This window comes from Paracoccus alkenifer, assembly GCF_900108405.1.
GTDB classification, from domain to species: domain Bacteria; phylum Pseudomonadota; class Alphaproteobacteria; order Rhodobacterales; family Rhodobacteraceae; genus Paracoccus; species Paracoccus alkenifer.
In genome coordinates, this window is the sequence record NZ_FNXG01000003.1 from 7,501 (window position 1) to 23,704 (window position 16,204).

At 66.8% G+C, this 16,204-nt stretch carries 17 protein-coding genes (1 of these 17 cut by a window edge); 3 read left to right on the plus strand and 14 right to left on the minus strand.

The features are described from left to right. Positions 1–75, minus strand: the start of a protein-coding gene (locus BLW83_RS08405; RefSeq protein ID WP_090848137.1) for a PaaI family thioesterase. It extends 336 nt beyond the left edge of the window; the window shows 75 of its 411 coding nt (coding positions 1–75); it begins with the start codon at positions 73–75; the stop codon falls past the left edge of the window. A gap of 59 nt (positions 76–134) precedes the next feature. Between BLW83_RS08405 and BLW83_RS08410 the strand changes: the two genes are divergently transcribed. Next, complete coding sequence (locus tag BLW83_RS08410) at positions 135–926, plus strand: enoyl-CoA hydratase (RefSeq protein WP_090847640.1); 792 nt, start codon at positions 135–137, stop codon at positions 924–926. Positions 927–947: 21 nt separating this feature from the next. Here BLW83_RS08410 and BLW83_RS08415 read toward each other — a convergent pair whose 3' ends face one another. From BLW83_RS08415 to BLW83_RS08455, 9 genes are all read right to left on the minus strand, one after another. Continuing rightward, positions 948–1,685 (minus strand): cytochrome c biogenesis CcdA family protein, encoded by a 738-nt coding sequence (locus BLW83_RS08415; protein WP_090847642.1) that lies wholly within the window; start codon positions 1,683–1,685, stop codon positions 948–950. A gap of 89 nt (positions 1,686–1,774) precedes the next feature. Further along, on the minus strand, positions 1,775–4,537 hold the full coding sequence (locus BLW83_RS08420; protein ID WP_090847644.1) for an Rne/Rng family ribonuclease: 2,763 nt from the start codon (positions 4,535–4,537) through the stop codon (positions 1,775–1,777). 474 nt (positions 4,538–5,011) lie between these two features. Next, positions 5,012–5,857 carry a hypothetical protein gene (locus BLW83_RS08425; RefSeq protein WP_143042795.1) on the minus strand — a complete coding sequence of 282 codons (846 nt, stop codon included), beginning with the start codon at positions 5,855–5,857 and terminating at the stop codon, positions 5,012–5,014. Between the two features lie 83 nt (positions 5,858–5,940). Beyond that, positions 5,941–7,269, minus strand: a complete 1,329-nt coding sequence (locus BLW83_RS08430) for a sigma-54-dependent transcriptional regulator (protein ID WP_090847648.1) — start codon at positions 7,267–7,269, stop codon at positions 5,941–5,943. A gap of 15 nt (positions 7,270–7,284) precedes the next feature. Further along, positions 7,285–9,090: a sensor histidine kinase gene (locus tag BLW83_RS08435; RefSeq protein ID WP_090847650.1), complete on the minus strand. Its 1,806-nt coding sequence runs from the start codon at positions 9,088–9,090 to the stop codon at positions 7,285–7,287. Positions 9,091–9,188: 98 nt separating this feature from the next. After that, positions 9,189–9,857, minus strand: a complete 669-nt coding sequence (gene purQ, locus BLW83_RS08440; RefSeq protein ID WP_090848138.1) for a phosphoribosylformylglycinamidine synthase subunit PurQ — start codon at positions 9,855–9,857, stop codon at positions 9,189–9,191. A 79-nt stretch (positions 9,858–9,936) separates the two neighbouring features. Beyond that, positions 9,937–10,362 carry an EamA family transporter gene (locus BLW83_RS08445; protein ID WP_090847652.1) on the minus strand — a complete coding sequence of 142 codons (426 nt, stop codon included), beginning with the start codon at positions 10,360–10,362 and terminating at the stop codon, positions 9,937–9,939. A 64-nt stretch (positions 10,363–10,426) separates the two neighbouring features. Next, entirely contained in the window at positions 10,427–11,641 is a 1,215-nt protein-coding gene (locus BLW83_RS08450) for an NADP-dependent isocitrate dehydrogenase (RefSeq protein WP_090847654.1), read from the minus strand. A 183-nt stretch (positions 11,642–11,824) separates the two neighbouring features. Further along, positions 11,825–12,484, minus strand: coding sequence for an alpha/beta hydrolase (locus tag BLW83_RS08455; protein ID WP_090847656.1), 660 nt, complete (start codon positions 12,482–12,484; stop codon positions 11,825–11,827). Between the two features lie 225 nt (positions 12,485–12,709). Here BLW83_RS08455 and iscR point away from each other — a divergent pair, with 225 nt between their 5' ends. Together iscR and dalA are read left to right on the plus strand one after the other, a co-directional pair. Beyond that, complete coding sequence (gene iscR / locus BLW83_RS08460; protein WP_090847657.1) at positions 12,710–13,192, plus strand: Fe-S cluster assembly transcriptional regulator IscR; 483 nt, start codon at positions 12,710–12,712, stop codon at positions 13,190–13,192. A 153-nt stretch (positions 13,193–13,345) separates the two neighbouring features. Then, a complete protein-coding gene (dalA, locus tag BLW83_RS08465) occupies positions 13,346–13,861 on the plus strand; it encodes a divisome-associated lipoprotein DalA (RefSeq protein WP_090847659.1) in 516 nt (171 codons plus the stop codon). Between the two features lie 96 nt (positions 13,862–13,957). Here the strand turns inward: dalA and BLW83_RS08470 are convergent, their stop codons facing one another. The 4 genes from BLW83_RS08470 to BLW83_RS08485 all read right to left on the minus strand — a co-directional run bounded on the left by BLW83_RS08470 (position 13,958) and on the right by BLW83_RS08485 (position 16,184). Next, a complete protein-coding gene (locus BLW83_RS08470) occupies positions 13,958–14,200 on the minus strand; it encodes a plasmid stabilization protein (RefSeq protein ID WP_090847661.1) in 243 nt (80 codons plus the stop codon). Between the two features lie 73 nt (positions 14,201–14,273). Next, a complete protein-coding gene (locus tag BLW83_RS08475) occupies positions 14,274–15,056 on the minus strand; it encodes an SDR family oxidoreductase (RefSeq protein ID WP_090847663.1) in 783 nt (260 codons plus the stop codon). An 82-nt stretch (positions 15,057–15,138) separates the two neighbouring features. After that, entirely contained in the window at positions 15,139–15,489 is a 351-nt protein-coding gene (locus tag BLW83_RS08480; RefSeq protein WP_342707512.1) for a hypothetical protein, read from the minus strand. Beyond that, positions 15,486–16,184, minus strand: a complete 699-nt coding sequence (locus BLW83_RS08485; protein ID WP_177172529.1) for a hypothetical protein — start codon at positions 16,182–16,184, stop codon at positions 15,486–15,488. Before BLW83_RS08485 ends, BLW83_RS08480 begins: the two co-directional genes overlap by 4 nt. Positions 16,185–16,204 lie beyond the last annotated feature (20 nt).

Here is a 16,204-nt window from a genome sequence, read left to right on the forward strand (position 1 = left end):
CATCCCGGTCACGCTGTAGCCGCTGACCTGCGGAAACTCGCGCGCCAGAAACGCCTCGATCTCATGCGCTTGCATCATGCTTTCCCCCCTTGCCGTTGCGCCCTACACTCTGGCCAGCAGGGACGGAGGACACAATGCCCGACAGCTTGATCCGACAGGAAAACCATGGCGCGGTGACGCGGCTGGTGATGACCGGCGGCGCCAATTACAACGTATTGTCCGCCGAGATGCTGGCGGCGCTGGGGCAGGCGCTGGACCGGATCGCCGCGGACGATACCGTGCGCGCGGTGATCCTGGCGGCCGAGGGCAAGGCGTTTTCCGCCGGCCACGACCTGCGGCAGATGCAGGCGGCACGCAGCGACGCGGACGGCGGCCGCGCCGCTTATGAAACGCTGTTTGCCGATTGCGCGCAGGTGATGCAGAAAATCGCCGCCCTGCCCCAGCCGGTGATCGCCGAGGTGCAGGGCATCGCCACCGCCGCCGGCTGCCAGCTGGTCGCCAGCTGCGACATGGCGGTCGCGGCCGAGGGCGTGCGTTTCGGCGTGAACGGGATCAACATCGGGCTGTTCTGCACCACCCCGATGATTGCCCTGACCCGCGCCATCCCGCCCCGCGCGGCTTTCGAGCTGCTGGTGACGGGCGAATTCATGGACGCGGCGCGCGCCCGCGAACTGGGGCTGGTCAACCGCGTCGTGCCCGCGGCCGAGCTTGCCGCCAGCACGATGGAACTGGCGCAGCTTGTGGCCTCGAAACTGCCAAGCGCGGTGCGGCTGGGCAAGCGCGCCTTTCGCGAACAGCAGGGGCTGTCACTGGCCGAGGCCTATCGCTCGGGTGGGGCGACGATGTGCGAAAACATGATGCTGCCGGAAACCGACGAAGGGCTGAACGCATTTCTGGAAAAGCGGCCGCCGTCCTGGGCAAACTAGGGGCGGCTGCCGCGGGCGGGTCTAGCCGATCTGCCCCAGCGCCGGGAATGTTTCGAGCAGCCAATAGCTGATGACGCCCATCCAGCCGGTCAGCAGCAACAGGCCCACCGCGATCAGCAACACGCCCGACACCCGCTCGATCGCGCCCATGTGGCGCTTGAGCCGGTTCATCAGCCCCATCGAGCGCTCGATAAAGATCGCCGACAGCAGGAACGGGATGCCCAGCCCCAGCGCATAGGTGCCCAGCAGCGTGGTCCCGCGCGCGGGGTCGGTCGCGGCCAGCGTCAGGATCATCGACAGCTGCGGCCCGATGCACGGCGTCCAGCCGAATGCAAAGGCCAGCCCCAGAAAATACGCCCCCAGCGCCGAGCCGCCCTTGTCCCCGGTGTCCAGCCGCGCCTCGCGATCGAGGATCGGGATGCGGAATACATGCAGGAAATGCAGCCCCAGCACGATCACGAAGATCCCCGAGATCGTCACCAGCCACGGCTGATATTGCAAAAACGCCCGCCCAAAGGCCGAGGCCGCATAGCCCATCAGCAGAAACACCGTGGACAGCCCCAGCACGAAAAACAGCGCCGGCAGCACCGCGCTGCGCTGGCGTTCGCGCAGATCCGAGACCTTCACCCCGGCCATATAGGCCAGATACGGCGGCACGATCGGCAGCACGCAGGGCGACAGGAACGACAGGATCCCGGCCGCCACCGCGACAAGCATGGCGGGCAGGATGGCGGCATCGACGAGTTCAATTCCAAACATGGCGGCACCTTGGCGAAAACTTCGGGGCCGGGGAAGACCCCGGCCCCGCAACGAATGGTCACAGTGGCGTCATGTGCGCAGCAGCCGGATCAGCCGGCCGACCACCAGCCGCGGCGCTTGGGCTGCGCGAGTTCCCGCGGCTGCTCGGCCCTGATCGGCGCAGGCTCGGCTGCCGCCGGCTCTGCCTCGGGTTCGGGTTCCGGTTCGGGCCGAGCGGTTGCCGGGGTTTCGGCCGCGGCGGTCCCTGCTTTGGCATCCGCCGCAGTCTCATCCGCAGCTTCGCCCGGCTCGCCCTCTGCCCCACTCTCTGCCTCGGCCACCGGCTCAGCTACCTGCTCGGCCGCGCCTGGCTGTGCGAGGTCTGCCGCGTCATCGCCGGGCGAGCCACCCAACAGGTCGTCGCCCAGCCCGTCGGCATTGGCCGGGATGCCGCCGGTTTCGACCGGCGCGCCTTGGCCCGCCGGGGCATCGCGGCTTTCGTCGATCACGGCCGGCCCGTCGCCGGACTGCTGGTCTTCGGAACTGCGGCGCGACCGAGACCGTGAACGCGAACGGCGCGAACGCCCCGTGGCGGGTTTTTCCGCCGCAGCCTCGTCTGCATCTGCGGCGCCAGCCTCGGATGCGTCTGCCGCGTCGTCCTGATCTGCGTCCGAATCGTCGTCCCCGCCGGATTGCGCCGCGTGATCCTCGTCGCTCGATTCGTCACCGTTCCGCCGACGGCGGCGACGGCGGCGGCGGGTCGGCGAAGCCGCGTCATCGCCGTTGCCATCGTCCGGCGTGGCGAGGTTCTCGGCGTCCAGCGCCTCGTCTTCGGACGAGTTGTCGGATTCGTCGATTTCGGCCATCAGGCTGGCATCGACCGACAAGGCGGCGCTGGAATGATCAGGGATCGCGCGCGTCGCGGTCTTGAACTTTTCAAGCGAATAATCGGGCGAGATCAGGCCCGGGTCGGCCTCGATCCGCACCGACAGCCCATAGCGCGCCTCGATCCGGGCGATATGGTCGCGTTTCTGGTTCATCAGATAGTTGGCGACCGCGACCGGCACCTTGACCAGAACCTCGCGCGAACGCTTGCGGGTGCCCTCTTCCTCGATGGCGCGCAGGATGGTCAGCGCCATGGAATCGTCGGACCGGATCAGCCCGGTGCCGTGGCAATGCGCGCAGGGCTGGGTGGTCGATTCCAGCATCCCCGGCCGCAGCCGCTGGCGCGACATCTCCATCAGGCCGAAACCGGAAATCCGCCCGACCTGGATCCGCGCGCGGTCGTTTTTCAGCGCATCCTTGAAACGCTTTTCCACGGCGGCGTTGTTCTTGCGCTCATCCATGTCGATGAAATCGACGACGATCAGCCCGGCCAAGTCGCGCAGCCGCAGCTGCCGCGCGATCTCGTCGGCGGCCTCAAGGTTGGTCTTGGTCGCGGTTTCCTCGATCGAGCCTTCCTTGGTCGCCCGGCCCGAGTTCACGTCGATGGCCACCAGCGCCTCGGTGATGCCGATGACGATGTAGCCGCCGGATTTCAGCTGCACGACCGGATTGAACATTCCGGCAAGGTAGCTTTCCACCTGATAGCGCGCGAACAGCGGCGTGGGGTCGGTGTAATGCTTAACGCTGCGGGCGTGGGTCGGCATGATCATCGCCATGAAATCGCGGGCGGTGCGCCAGCCGCGCTCGCCCTCGACCAGCACCTCGTCGATTTCCTTGCTGTAAAGGTCGCGGATGGTGCGCTTGATCAGGTCGCCCTCTTCGTAGATCGGCGCGGGCGCCATCGACTTGAAAGTGCGTTCGCGGATCTGTTCCCACAGCCGCATCAGATATTCATAGTCGCGCTTGATCTCGCTGCGGGTGCGCTGGCTGCCGGCGGTGCGGATGATCAGCCCCGCGCCCGAGGGCACCTCGAGATCCGAGGCGATATCCTTGAGCTTCTTGCGGTCGGCGACATTGGTGATCTTGCGCGAAATCCCGCCGCCACGCGCGGTGTTCGGCATCAGCACGCAATAGCGGCCGGCGAGGCTTAGATAGGTGGTCAGCGCGGCGCCCTTGTTGCCGCGTTCCTCCTTGACCACCTGCACCAGCATGATCTGCCGGACCTTGATGACCTCTTGAATCTTGTAGCGGCGGGCGCGGGGCTTGCGCGAGGGGCGGATTTCCTCGGCCACGTCCTCTTCGGCGATCGATTCGATGTCGTCGTCCGAATCGCCGTGGTCGTCGCCGTGGTCGTCGGCATCCGTTTCATCGGCCGAGCCGGCCGCTTCCGGCGCGGCCTGCGCGGACGCGGCGGCCGCAATCTCTGCCGCGCCGGTCTCGGTGTTTTCGGGGGCCGCGACCTGCGTGTCCGCAGCCGTATCCTCGGCAGCGGCGGTTTCTTCGGCGGGGGCGGCGTCGATGATCTCCATCCCCGGCACGGCGTCCGAGCGGGTCACCGCATCATCCTGCACCGCGCGTTCGGCGCGCTCGTCGCCGCGCGCCCCGTCCCGGCTGCCGTCGCGCGACCCGTTGCGGCCACGTCCGCGGCTGCGCGAGCTGCGGCGTTCCTGCGCGCCCTCGTCGGCCTCGGCCTCGGCGGCGGCGGCGCGGTCTTCCTCGATCAGCGCGGCGCGGTCGGCGGCGGGGATCTGATAGTAATCGGGATGGATTTCCGCAAAGGCCAGAAAGCCGTGGCGGTTGCCGCCGTAATCGACAAAGGCCGCCTGCAACGAGGGTTCGACCCGCGTGACCTTGGCCAGATAGATATTTCCGGCCAGCTGGCGCTTGTTCAGTGTTTCAAAATCAAAGTCTTCGACCTTGGTTCCGTCCGCCACGACCACCCGGGTTTCCTCGGGATGGGTGGCGTCGATCAGCATCTTCTTTGCCATGTAGTGTTCTTTCACACAGCCCGTCGGGGTCTGTCATGCGACAGGGATAGCTGACGGGGCTGCGACATGATGCGGACGCCACGGTCACGGCAGAGCAGGCGGCATCCCCAACGGGAAAAAGGGCGGACGGGAACAATTCCCGCCACCCCCTTGCGTCACCTTGCCTTGCGCGATCCATCGCGTCTGTTTCCTTTTGGCCGCATACGGACCCGCTGGGCCCGCCGCGACGGCTGATATTCATGGCCCGCCGCATCGCAAGGACACGCCTGAGGACCGGCTTTCTTTCGCGCGACCCGGCCTGTTGCCCCCTTTCGGGGCCCACGGCCGACACCACGCTGCGAAACTGGCTGCGGCGCATGGTCGCCAGATCGGACAACCGCACCCGCATGGGGTGAACATAGGGGCAGGGCATCCCCGATTTCAATGCGAAACTGCCCTCAAGCCCATCTCTTTCGTGATGGCCCCGCCCCGGGCCTACGGATTGCTGCAAAGCTCGGGGTTAATCAGACAGGCAAAAACGCCTATCACAGTCCCTGCCCGCGCCACATCGTTCAAGGTCGATTCATCGCGAGAGATCAGCCGGTCGGCCGAGACCCATTCCGAAACCCCATCCGACATCCGCCGCACCTTCACCCGCCCGCCGGCCTGGTCGATCTCCTGGATGATCGAGGGTGAATCGCTTAGAACCCCCTGCACATGCACGCCGTCCCCGACCGACAGCCCGCGCACGGTCGGCGGCAAGGCGGCAGGCGGCGCAACCGGGGCCGGAGCCGGAGCCGCGCCCCCCTTTCCCTGCTCCTGCAACGCCTGGAATCGCGCCAGAACCGCCGGCCGGTCCTGCTCGGCGACCAGCGCAAATGACACACGCTTGGTCCCGGGGGCCGAAAGATGCCGCGCCAGATCCTCGATGTCCGCGACACGGGTCACAGCCGGCGGCTGCACCCACTCCACATGCGTTTCCCAGAATGAGAACGGGAAATATTGAAAGACCAGGCTTTCAGCCTGCTGATCTGCGGTCGCCTCGGCCGGGGCCATGGCGACATAGGTGCGCTCGGGGAAACTGTCCGACCCCAGCACGGCCACCGCCCGCGCCGACATGGGCGGCCAGCTTTGCAACTGATAGGCCAGAACCGCCTGTTCCTGCCCGACGATCAGCGCGAGAATGGCGTCCTGTTCGGCCGTCTGGAACAGATATTCCCCCGGCGGATAAGCCCCGGTCACCGGATAGACCGTGGCCGATGACCTCAGGTCCGCGGTGCTTTCGTATTTGCACCCGGCCAGCGCCAGAAACAGCATCGCCAGAACGATTCGTCCAATCATACCCGTCCCCTTTCCCGTCAGGGTAACAGAAACGAGAGCACTGCGACCGGAAATCGCCCTGTCCTTTCGACAGGCCCCGCAAGCTACAGGTAATCGCCGCGGCTCAGCCCGTATTTCGCCATTTTCTCGTTCAGGGTCCGGCGCGGCAGGCACAATTCGTCCATCACCGCGCTGATCGAGCCCTTGTGGCGGCGCATGGTGTTGTCGATCAGCATCCGCTCGAACGATTCGACATATTCCTTGAGCGGCTTGCCCTCGGTCGTTGTGGCATCGGTCTGCGCCTCTTCGCCGTCCCCCAGCAGCAGCGAGGTGATCGAGCCGGTGCCGCGCCGGTTTTGCAGCACCGCGCGCTCGGCCACGTTGATCAGCTGGCGCACGTTGCCCGGCCAGGGGGCCTGCAACAGCTGCGCGGCCTCTTGCGCGGTGATCTGCGGCGGCTCGCAGCCGTATTCATCAGCGAACTGTTCGGTCATGCGGGTGAACAGGGCCAGGATATCCTCGCCCCGCTGGCGCAGCGGCGGCAGGGTGATCTTGAGCGCGGACAGGCGGTAGAACAGGTCCGGGCGCAGGCTGTCCTCGGCCCGACGCCCCTCGCCACGGGCGTTCGAGATGGCGATGATCCGGCTTTCGGCCGGGCTGCCCTGATCGGCGATAAAGGCCAGCAGCCGGGCCTGCAACGGGTCCGACAGCGCCTCGATATCCTCAAGACACAGCGTGCCGCCGCGGGCTTCCTCGACCGCGGGCAGACCGTCCTCGACGGGGCCGAACAGCCGCGTAGCCAGCGCCTCGTCGTTATAGGCGGCGCAGGAAATCGGCACGAACTTGCGCGAGGCCCGCGGCCCCACCGCGTGCAGCGCATGCGCGACCAGCGTCTTGCCGGTGCCGGTCTCGCCGTCGATCAGCACATGGCCGTCGGCCTGCCCGAGATCAAGAATATCCTCGCGCAGCCGCTCCATCGCGGGGCTGGTGCCGACCAGTTTCGACATCACCTGCTGGCCCTCGGACAGGTCACGGCGCAGCGCGCGGTTGTCGAGCGTGATCCGCCGCGCCTGCAACGCTTTTTTCGCCAGCTCGGTCATCCGGTCGGGGTTAAAGGGCTTTTCCATGAAATCCATGGCCCCCAGCCGCATCGCCTCGACCGCCATCGGCACGTCGCCGTGGCCGGTGATCATGATGACCGGCAGCGCCGAATCCTGCCCCATCAGCCGCTTGAGAAACGCCATCCCGTCCATGCCGGGCATGCGGATGTCGGTGATGATCGCGCCGGGCCAGTCGGGGCCGATCACCTTCAGCGCATCCTCGGCGCTGGCGAACACCTCGGTGGTGAAACCGGACAGTGTCAGCCACTGGCTGATCGATTCGCGCATGTCCGGTTCGTCGTCCACAACCGCCACGGTCATCGTCTGCGTCATGCCATCATCCTTTCGTCACTCGGCAGCCAACGGCTTTGCGCCATGCCGGGCAGGTTCGTAAAACGGCAGCTCGACATCGAACACCGCACCCCCGCCCTGGCGGTTATGTGCGGTCAGCCTGCCACCAAAATCGGCAACAATCCCCGACGAGATCGCCAGCCCCAGCCCGGTTCCCTCGCCGGGGCTCTTGGTCGTCCAGAAGGGTTCAAAAAGTTTTTCCAGATCGTCTACGCCGGGACCGTTGTCGCGAACAGACAAATGCGCGTGTGAAAGCCGGGTCACCACCAGCTCGATCGACGCATCCCGCACGGATTTCGTGGCGTCCAGCGCGTTGCGCACCAGGTTGATGATGACCTGTTCCAGCCGGATGCGGTCGCAAAACACCATCACCGGCTGGGACGGGACGCTGCGTTGCAGCCGCACGCGGCGGGTGCGCAGCTGCGGCTCCATCATGGTCAGCGCGCTGGACAGCGCGGCGCGCAGGTCCACCGGCTCGAACGCCTCGCCGCCCTTGCGGGCATAGGATTTCAGCTGCCGGGTGATCGCGCCCATCCGGTCCAGCAGGTCGTCGATGCGCTGAAACGAGGTCATCGCCTCGGTTTCCCGGCCCCGTTCCAAAAGCAGGCGCGAGCCGGCCAGATAGGTTTTCATCGCCGCCAGCGGCTGGTTCAGCTCGTGGCTGACGCTGGCCGACATTTCGCCCAGCGCGGCCAGTTTCGACGCTTGCTGCACCGTCTGTTCGGCCACGCGTAGCTCGCGCTGCACGCGTTCGCGTTCGGCGATCTCGCGGGTCAGGCGGGTGTTCAGCGCCCGCAGATCGGCGGATTCGCGGCGATAGCGGGCGGATTGCACGCGGGCGCGGCGCGACAGCAGATAGAACCCCAGCGCCATCAGGATCGCAAATCCCATGATTTCCAGCGCAAGAAAGGTGTTCACCCGGTCGCGGATCGAATCGTAAGTGGTGAACAGGGTCATCCGCCAGCCGCGGAACGGGATGCGGGTCTGGGTCTGCATCACCGGCTTGCCGCCCAGATAGGCGTCGGCAGGACGGTTCGACCAGTCGGCGGTGACCTGATAGGCCCGCTCGATCGCCGAGGGCGCCGAGCGCACCGCCAGCGCATCGTCCAGCATCCGTCCCCGCCAGCGCGATTCCGTCGCAAGGATGATCTGTCCCGAGCTGTCGGTGACCGCCACCGCATCCTGAATCCCGCCCCAGGACCGCTCAAGCCGGCCCAGGTCGGCGCCGACCACGATCACCCCAAGCGAGCGCCCCTCGCTGACCACGGCGCGGGAATAGGCGAATTCGAACCCGCCGCTGTCCGACGGCGACACCGTGAACACGGTGTCGTTGGTGCGCAGCGCCTCGACGTAAAACGGCGACAGCACGTAATTGGCGCCCAGCAGCTTGCGGTCGGTGGCCCCGACCACCCGCCCCGAATTATCCAGCAGCCGGATCGAGGCCACCGCGATTTCCTTTTGCGCCGCGATCAGCCGGGCCGAGATCGTCGCATAGTCTTTTTTGCTCAGCGAGCCGATCAGCGCCGGGTCGCGCGCCAGCAGCAGCGGCACCACCGAGGTGCGCTGCAATTCCGACAGCAGGTTGCCGGTGAACAGCGCCGAACGCAGTTCGGCCCGCACGCGGGTGCTTTCGGAAAACCGGTCGGTCAGCCAGACGTTCGTCCACCAGATCGCGCCCACGGCCGCGACCAGCAGCACCAGAATCCCCAGCCGATTGGCCAGCCGCGTCCCCGCCCCCGCGCGGGCACGTTGCGCGGCGGGATCGGTCGGGTAATGCTCAATCTCTCGGCCGCTGGCTGCCATGACTGCAATCTAGGTAAAACCGGCAGGCCGCTCAAGCGGTTGCAGGGGCCGTGCCGTCGATGACGCGCGCCCCACGGCAACCCGGGGCCAGAGGGCGCTCAGGCCGCAACCGTGGAATCGATCAACCCGCGGAACAGCCGCGCCCCGTCCGCGCTGCCATGCACGGCCTCGGAGGCGCGCTCGGGGTGGGGCATCATCCCCAGAACCCGGCGGTTTTCCGACAGCACCCCGGCGATATCCGCGACCGATCCGTTCAGTTTCCCGCGATAGGTCAAGGCGATACGCCCCTCGGCGCGCAGCCTTGCCAGCCCCTCGGGGTCGATCTGGTAATTGCCGTCGTGATGGGCGACCGGCAGGCTGATTTCCTCGCCCTCGGCAAAGGCCGACAGGAAATCATTCTCGCGCGAGTTGATGCGCAGCGGCGCGTCCTTGCAGATAAAGGTCAGCCCGGCATTGCGCATCAGCGCACCGGGCAGCAGCCCCAGCTCGGTCAGCACCTGAAAACCGTTGCAGACGCCCAGCACATAGCCCCCCCGCGCGGCATGGTCGCGGATCGCGCCGGCGACGGGCGAACGCGCGGCGATGGCGCCGCAGCGCAGGTAATCCCCGAACGAGAACCCGCCCGGCACCGCCACCAGGTCGGTGCCCTGGGGCAGGGTGTCGTCCTTGTGCCAGACCCGCGCCACCTCGGCGCCGGCGGCCTCAAGCGCAACGGCAAGGTCGCGGTCGCAGTTGGAACCGGGAAAGGTGATGACGGCGGCTTTCATGGCGGGCGACTCCGGCTGGGGCCAAGGGGCGGGGACAAGGATCATCTAGTGCAATTGCAGGCGCGTGTTAAGTGGCCGCCTAGCGCCAGGCGACCAGCACCGCGCCGGCGGCGATCATCGCCACCCCGCCCCAGTTGGTCGCGCTGAGCCGTTCGCCCAGCAACGCCACGCCGAATACCGCCACCAGAACCACGCTGAGCTTGTCGATCGGCGCCACCCGCGCCGCGTCGCCCAGCTTGAGCGCGCGGTAATAGCACACCCAGCTGGCCCCGGTCGCCAGCCCCGACAGGGTCAGAAACAGCCAGCTGCGCCCCGAGATCCCGTCGATCCCCTGCCACTGGCCCGTCGCCGACAGGATCAGCGCCAACGCCGCCAGTATGACCACGCTGCGGATGAAGGTGGCGAAATCCGCGCCCACCCCCGCCACGCCGACCTTGCCGAAAATCGCCGTCAGCGCCGCGAACACCGCCGACAGCACCGCCCAGAACACCCAGCTTCCAACCATGCCCGCCCCTCGATTGAAAAAGGCCGGGACAGCACCCGGCCTTTCGCTTTTGCCTGCGCCCGGCTTAGCCCGCCAGCGCCTTGTTCAGGTATTCGTCGACCTTTTCCAGATAGCCCATGGTCGACAGCCATTTCTGTTCCGGCCCGACCAGCAGCGCCAGATCCTTGGTCATGTGGCCGTCCTCGACCGCCTGCACGGTCACCCGCTCCAGCGTTTCGGCAAAGCGCATCAGCGCGTCGTTGCCGTCCAGCTTGGCGCGGTGCTTCAGCCCGCCGGTCCAGGCATAGATGGACGCGATCGAGTTGGTCGAGGTTTCCTTGCCCGCCTGATGCTGGCGATAGTGGCGCGTCACGGTGCCGTGCGCGGCCTCGGCCTCGACCGTCTGCCCGTCCGGCGTCATCAGCACCGAGGTCATCAGCCCAAGCGAGCCGAAGCCCTGCGCCACGGTGTCGGACTGCACGTCGCCATCGTAGTTCTTGCAGGCCCAGACATAGCCGCCCGACCATTTCAGGTTGGATGCCACCATGTCGTCGATCAGCCGGTGTTCATAGGTGATGCCTGCGGCCTTGAACTTGTCCTCGAACTCGGCCTCGTAAACCTCTTGGAACAGATCCTTGAAGCGGCCGTCATAGGCTTTCAGGATGGTGTTCTTGGTGGACAGATAGACCGGATAGTTGCGCAGCAACCCATAGTTCATGCTGGCGCGGGCAAAGTCGCGGATCGAATCGTCCAGGTTGTACATGGCCATGGCCACACCGGACGACGGGGCGTCGAACACCTCGTGCTCGATGGTCTCGCCATCTTCGCCGACGAACTTGATCGTCAGCTTGCCCTTGCCGGGAAAGCGGAAATCGGTGGCTTTATACTGGTCGCCGAAAGCATGGCGGCCGACGATCACCGGCTGGGTCCAGTGCGGCACCAGACGCGGCACGTTCTTGCAGATGATCGGCTCGCGAAAGATGACCCCGCCCAGGATGTTGCGGATGGTGCCGTTCGGCGATTTCCACATCTTTTTCAGGCCGAATTCCTCGACCCGCGCCTCGTCCGGGGTGATGGTCGCGCATTTCACGCCGACGCCGTATTGCTTGATAGCGTTGGCCGCGTCGATGGTCACCTGATCGTCGGTCGCGTCGCGATGCTCGATGCCCAGGTCATAATATTTCAGGTCGATGTCGAGATAGGGCAGGATCAGCTTTTGCTTGATGAAGTCCCAGATGATCCGGGTCATCTCGTCGCCGTCGAGCTCGACGACGGGGTTGTCTACCTTGATCTTGGTCATGTGGCGCCCCTTTTGCAGTGGAAGTCGGTCTGCGGCGGCTATAGCCCAGAACTTGCCCGAGGGGAAGGCTTGTATGCCGTGGTATACATTTATCCCGCTGCCGGGCGCGAACCGGGTTGCAGCGGGCGAAGGGGGCGGCTTGGGGCGGGCGGGGGGCGCAACCACCGGCTGCGCCCCCGGTCGTCAGCGGGTGGTTTCGGTCAGCCGCCGCCGCACATAGGTCTGCACCGAATCGATCATCGGCTTCATATGCGTCTCATCGTCGCGGAAGAAATGATCGGCGCCCTCGATGGTCTCGTGGGTGACGGTGATGCCCTTTTGCTCGCTCAGCTTGCCGACCAGACCCTCGGTGTCCTTGGGGGGGGCCACGCGGTCGGCGGTGCCGTGGATGATCAGCCCCGAGGCCGGGCACGGCGCGAGGAAGCTGAAATCATACATGTTCGCCGGCGGCGCCACGCTGATGAAGCCGGTGATCTCGGGCCGCCGCATCAGCAGCTGCATCCCGATCCACGCGCCAAAGCTGAACCCCGCCACCCAGCAGTGTTTCGAATTCGGGTTCATCGCTTGCAGGTAATCCAGCGCCGAGGCGGCGTCGGACAGCTCGCCCACGCCCTGATCGAATTCGCCCTGGCTGCGGCCGACGCCGCGGAAATTGAACCGCAGCACGGTAAAGCCCATGCGGTGAAACGCATAATGCAGGTTATAAACCACCCGGTTGTTCATCGTGCCCCCGAACTGCGGGTGCGGATGCAGCACGATGGCCAGCGGCGCATCGGGCTTGGGTTGCGGATGGTAGCGGCCTTCCAGCCGACCCTCGGGACCGGGAAAGATAAGCTCGGGCATGACACTCCTAATCGGCTGGTCGCTGCGTGGACGGGGTGCGATCCGCGACCCGCCCGGGTTTCCTTGACGCAGCAGAACGCAATCATTAGACCGCAATCTGGTGTGCGCGACGGGTTTTCGCAAGAAACGGCCTGACGGGGCTTAGCGCAGGGCCTGCGCAGGCGTCAACGCCCGCCGCCCTGCTGCGGACCGTCGCGCAGGGATCAGGCAGTCGAGGGGGCACCGATGAAGCTTTCCACTAAAGGCCGCTATGCCATGGTCGCGCTGGTGGATCTGGCCACCAGCCCGGGCAGTCTGACGACGCTGGCCGAAATTTCGCGGCGGCAGAACATTTCACTGCCCTATCTGGAACAGCTGTTCGTGCGGCTGCGCCGGGCGGGGCTGGTCGAAAGCGTGCGCGGCCCGGGCGGCGGCTATCGGCTGGCACGCACCCCTGAAACCATCCGTATCGCCGATGTGCTGGGCGCGGTCGATGAAACCGTCAGCGCGCTGCATGTCGGCGCGGGCGCCTCGGGCGGCAGCAGCGGGACGCGCGCGCAATCGCTGAGCAACCGCCTGTGGGAGGGGCTTTCGGCGCATGTCTATGTATTCCTGCACAGCAACACCCTGGCCGATGTGGCCGGAAACCTGTTGCTGCCCTGCCCGGCCGTGCCCGCGATCCTGTCGGTCGAGGACGAGGCCGACGCGCCCGCACCCGCGCCCGCATGACGGCTTGCCCTTGGTCGCCGCCGCTGTCGGGCAAAAAGGGTGCAATGATGCAACGCCCCGTGACCCGGGGCCCCGGATCACGCAATCCTGCATTTGAAACAGGCTGTGCCGCCGGATAATCGGCCGGGAATTTCCAGAAACGGACGCAAAGAGATGACCAAGCTGACCCTTGCTGCCGGTATCGCGCTGATGACGCTGTCGGCCTGTGCAATCGCCCCGATGGCCCCCCAGACCGGACCGGACGGCCAGCCGATCCCGACCGCCTATCGCATCGGCCCGCTGGATCAGGCGCAGATCCCCAACCGGGTGCTGGCCCAGATCAACCTGCTGCGCAGCCAGCAGGGGATGCAGCCGCTGGTGCTGAACCCGCAGCTGGCCGCTGCCGCCATGGCCCATTCCCGCGACATGTCGGCGCAGAACCGGGCGTGGCATTTCGGCTCGGACGGATCATCGCCGCTGGACCGGGTGCGCCGCCAGGGCTACGCAGGCGCGTTGCTGGGCGAGGATATTTCCGAGACCTACGAAAACGAGATCGCGACCCTCAACGCCTGGATGCAAACGCGCGACACCCGCGACCTGATCATGGACCCGGCGGCGCGCCAGCTGGGGATGGGCTGGTTCCAGGAGCCGTCGAGCAAGATCTGGTGGACGATGCTGATCGGGGCCTGAGCCGCCCCGCCTGCGGCAGCGCCGCGCCGGGGCGCTGCCCCGGACCCCGGGATATTTGGATGATGAAGAAGCGCAATCGCGCCGGACATCGGGCGTTCAGGCGTTGCCCTTGCGGCGGCGGGTTTCCCAGCCCTTTTTCGCGGCTTTCGAGCGTTCCTCATGGGTCGAGGCGCGGCCCGAGCCGGATTTCCTGCCGCCGCCGTCCTGCTTGTTGACCGTGGCCCAGCCGATTTCCTCGGCGCGTTTTTCGGACATGCCGCGGTCCTCGTAGCTTTCCGCGATATGTTCGGCCTTGCGTTTCTGTTTGTCGGTATAGGCGTCCTTGTCTCCGCGTGGCATGGAAGGTTCCCTTTTGCTGCCGGCGGCGTCTGCCGCCAGCAAGGGAAACCCCCGATGTGGGGTGCGGTTCCGGTTACATGGTGGCGCTTAGCGCGCCGCCGTCCAGCAGCAGGTTCTGCCCCACGATGAACCGGGCGTGCTGCGAACACAGGAACGCGCATGCCGCGCCGAAATCCTCGGGCCGGCCATAGGCGCGGGCGGGGATGGTCGCCTCGCGCCGGGCGCGGGCCTGGGCCGCGGAAATGCCCTCGGTCCCGGCCGTGCCCTGGTCAAGCGCGGTCGCCCGGTCGGTATCGTGGAACCCCGGCAGCAGGTTGTTCACGCAGACGCCTTTTTCCGCCACCTGCCGCGACATGCCGGCGACAAAGCCGGTCAGCCCGGTCCGGGCGGTGTTCGACAGCCCCAGCGGCCCGATGGGCGCACGCACCGCAGCCGAGGTGATGTTGACCACCCTGCCCCAGCCCCGCTCCATCATCCCCGGCACCAGCGCCTGCATCAGCGCAATGGCCGACAGCATGTTGGCGTCGATGGCGCTGATGAAATCCTCGCGCGACCAGTCGGTCCAGTGGCCGGGCGGCGGACCGCCCGCGTTGGTCACCAGGATGTCGGCCTGCCCGCCCAGCGCGTCGAGCACCAGCGCGCGGCCCTCGGGCGTGGTGATGTCGGCGGCGACCGGGATCACCTGCACGCCATGCGCCGCGGCGATGGCCTGCGCGGTGCTTGTCAGCGCCTCAGCACCGCGGGCGTTGATGACCAGATCGACGCCTTCGGCGGCCAGCGCCTCGGCGCAGCCTCGGCCCAGCCCTTTCGATGCCGCGCAGACAAGCGCCTTTTTCCCTCTGATTCCCAGATCCATCGCCGTTCCCCATGCAAAACCGTGACCCGCAACCAAGCGCCGCGCCGGCACATGGTCAAGGCCCCGGGTCAGAAAGCGAGGGTCAGAAACACAGGATCTCGGCCTCGGCCTCGGCCCGGCGCAGCTCTGCCACCAGCGCCTCCATCACCGGGCTGCCGCGGAACATGGCGCTGCGTTCGCCGGTGGTCTGGCGCATCCGCAACACGGTTTCCGCCTGCACATAGGCGTCATGCGGCAGGACATCGGCGATGGCGTCGATGGCGCAGGAACAGCGGCGCAGCGAATCCGGGGATTCCCCGTTCACCGCCATGCAGGCCAGCGCATATTCCACGCGCGCCTCGGTCGGATAGTCGTTGACGGCCTGCGCATGGGCGGGGGGCGGCACCGTCCCGACGACCAGATAACAGGCAAGAAAAGCCGCGCGCATCATCATTCCAGCACCATGGCGTGACGGTAGGGGGAAGGCACGATCGGCTGCGGCGGCATCCCTTGGGGGGACACCGCCGCGACCGGGCCGTCGGTTTCGGCCACAAGCGCGCGGATCGGCTGGGCCGGATCGGGCGCCATGACAAATTGCAGCCGCAAGGTTTCAAACCCCTTCATCCGGTCGCCGTTGGGGTCGCCGGCAAAGGGGCGCAGTTCGACCGTGACCCCGTCTGCATCCGTGACTGCCGGGCCGGCGTCGGCCAGCGCCTCTTTGATGCGGTTGCGGATGTAAAAGGGGCTGCCGCCGGTCAGCATGGCCATGTCGCGGGCGGTGTTTTCCAGAAAGAACACCACCACCGGATCGCCAGAGGACACCGGGAAACGCCCCTGCACCCGCGAATCGCCGTCCGCTGTTTCGCGGATTTCCAGCAGCGGCTGCCCGTCCGAGGGGTCGGTGATCTCGGCCAGGGTGATGCGGCCGCCCCGGACCTGCCGGAAGGCCGGCGAGTCCGGGCCGTGGTGGTCCAGCCGCCAGTGCAGCTCGCGGTCACCCAGCGCCCAGGGGCCGCGGTCGGTAAAGATCAGCCCCGCCGATTCGCCCGCCGCTGCGGGCGCAGGCGACAGCAGAACGCCCAGCGCAAGTGCCAGCACCCCCATGCCGCGCGCAAAGCCGATGGCCGGAACATTGCAAAGATACCTCATCCGCCCTCCTTTCTTTGCGG

What these genes read in the sequence shown, in the direction of transcription:
- BLW83_RS08410 (WP_090847640.1), top strand. Translation starts at nt 135, where the DNA reads ATGCCCGACAGCTTGATCCGACAGGAAAACCATGGCGCGGTGACGCGG.
- BLW83_RS08415 (WP_090847642.1), bottom strand. Translation starts at nt 1,685, where the DNA reads ATGTTTGGAATTGAACTCGTCGATGCCGCCATCCTGCCCGCCATGCTT.
- BLW83_RS08420 (WP_090847644.1), bottom strand. Translation starts at nt 4,537, where the DNA reads ATGGCAAAGAAGATGCTGATCGACGCCACCCATCCCGAGGAAACCCGG.
- BLW83_RS08425 (WP_143042795.1), bottom strand. Translation starts at nt 5,857, where the DNA reads ATGATTGGACGAATCGTTCTGGCGATGCTGTTTCTGGCGCTGGCCGGG.
- BLW83_RS08430 (WP_090847648.1), bottom strand. Translation starts at nt 7,269, where the DNA reads ATGACGCAGACGATGACCGTGGCGGTTGTGGACGACGAACCGGACATG.
- BLW83_RS08435 (WP_090847650.1), bottom strand. Translation starts at nt 9,090, where the DNA reads ATGGCAGCCAGCGGCCGAGAGATTGAGCATTACCCGACCGATCCCGCC.
- purQ (WP_090848138.1), bottom strand. Translation starts at nt 9,857, where the DNA reads ATGAAAGCCGCCGTCATCACCTTTCCCGGTTCCAACTGCGACCGCGAC.
- BLW83_RS08445 (WP_090847652.1), bottom strand. Translation starts at nt 10,362, where the DNA reads ATGGTTGGAAGCTGGGTGTTCTGGGCGGTGCTGTCGGCGGTGTTCGCG.
- BLW83_RS08450 (WP_090847654.1), bottom strand. Translation starts at nt 11,641, where the DNA reads ATGACCAAGATCAAGGTAGACAACCCCGTCGTCGAGCTCGACGGCGAC.
- BLW83_RS08455 (WP_090847656.1), bottom strand. Translation starts at nt 12,484, where the DNA reads ATGCCCGAGCTTATCTTTCCCGGTCCCGAGGGTCGGCTGGAAGGCCGC.
- iscR (WP_090847657.1), top strand. Translation starts at nt 12,710, where the DNA reads ATGAAGCTTTCCACTAAAGGCCGCTATGCCATGGTCGCGCTGGTGGAT.
- dalA (WP_090847659.1), top strand. Translation starts at nt 13,346, where the DNA reads ATGACCAAGCTGACCCTTGCTGCCGGTATCGCGCTGATGACGCTGTCG.
- BLW83_RS08470 (WP_090847661.1), bottom strand. Translation starts at nt 14,200, where the DNA reads ATGCCACGCGGAGACAAGGACGCCTATACCGACAAACAGAAACGCAAG.
- BLW83_RS08475 (WP_090847663.1), bottom strand. Translation starts at nt 15,056, where the DNA reads ATGGATCTGGGAATCAGAGGGAAAAAGGCGCTTGTCTGCGCGGCATCG.
- BLW83_RS08480 (WP_342707512.1), bottom strand. Translation starts at nt 15,489, where the DNA reads ATGATGATGCGCGCGGCTTTTCTTGCCTGTTATCTGGTCGTCGGGACG.
- BLW83_RS08485 (WP_177172529.1), bottom strand. Translation starts at nt 16,184, where the DNA reads ATGAGGTATCTTTGCAATGTTCCGGCCATCGGCTTTGCGCGCGGCATG.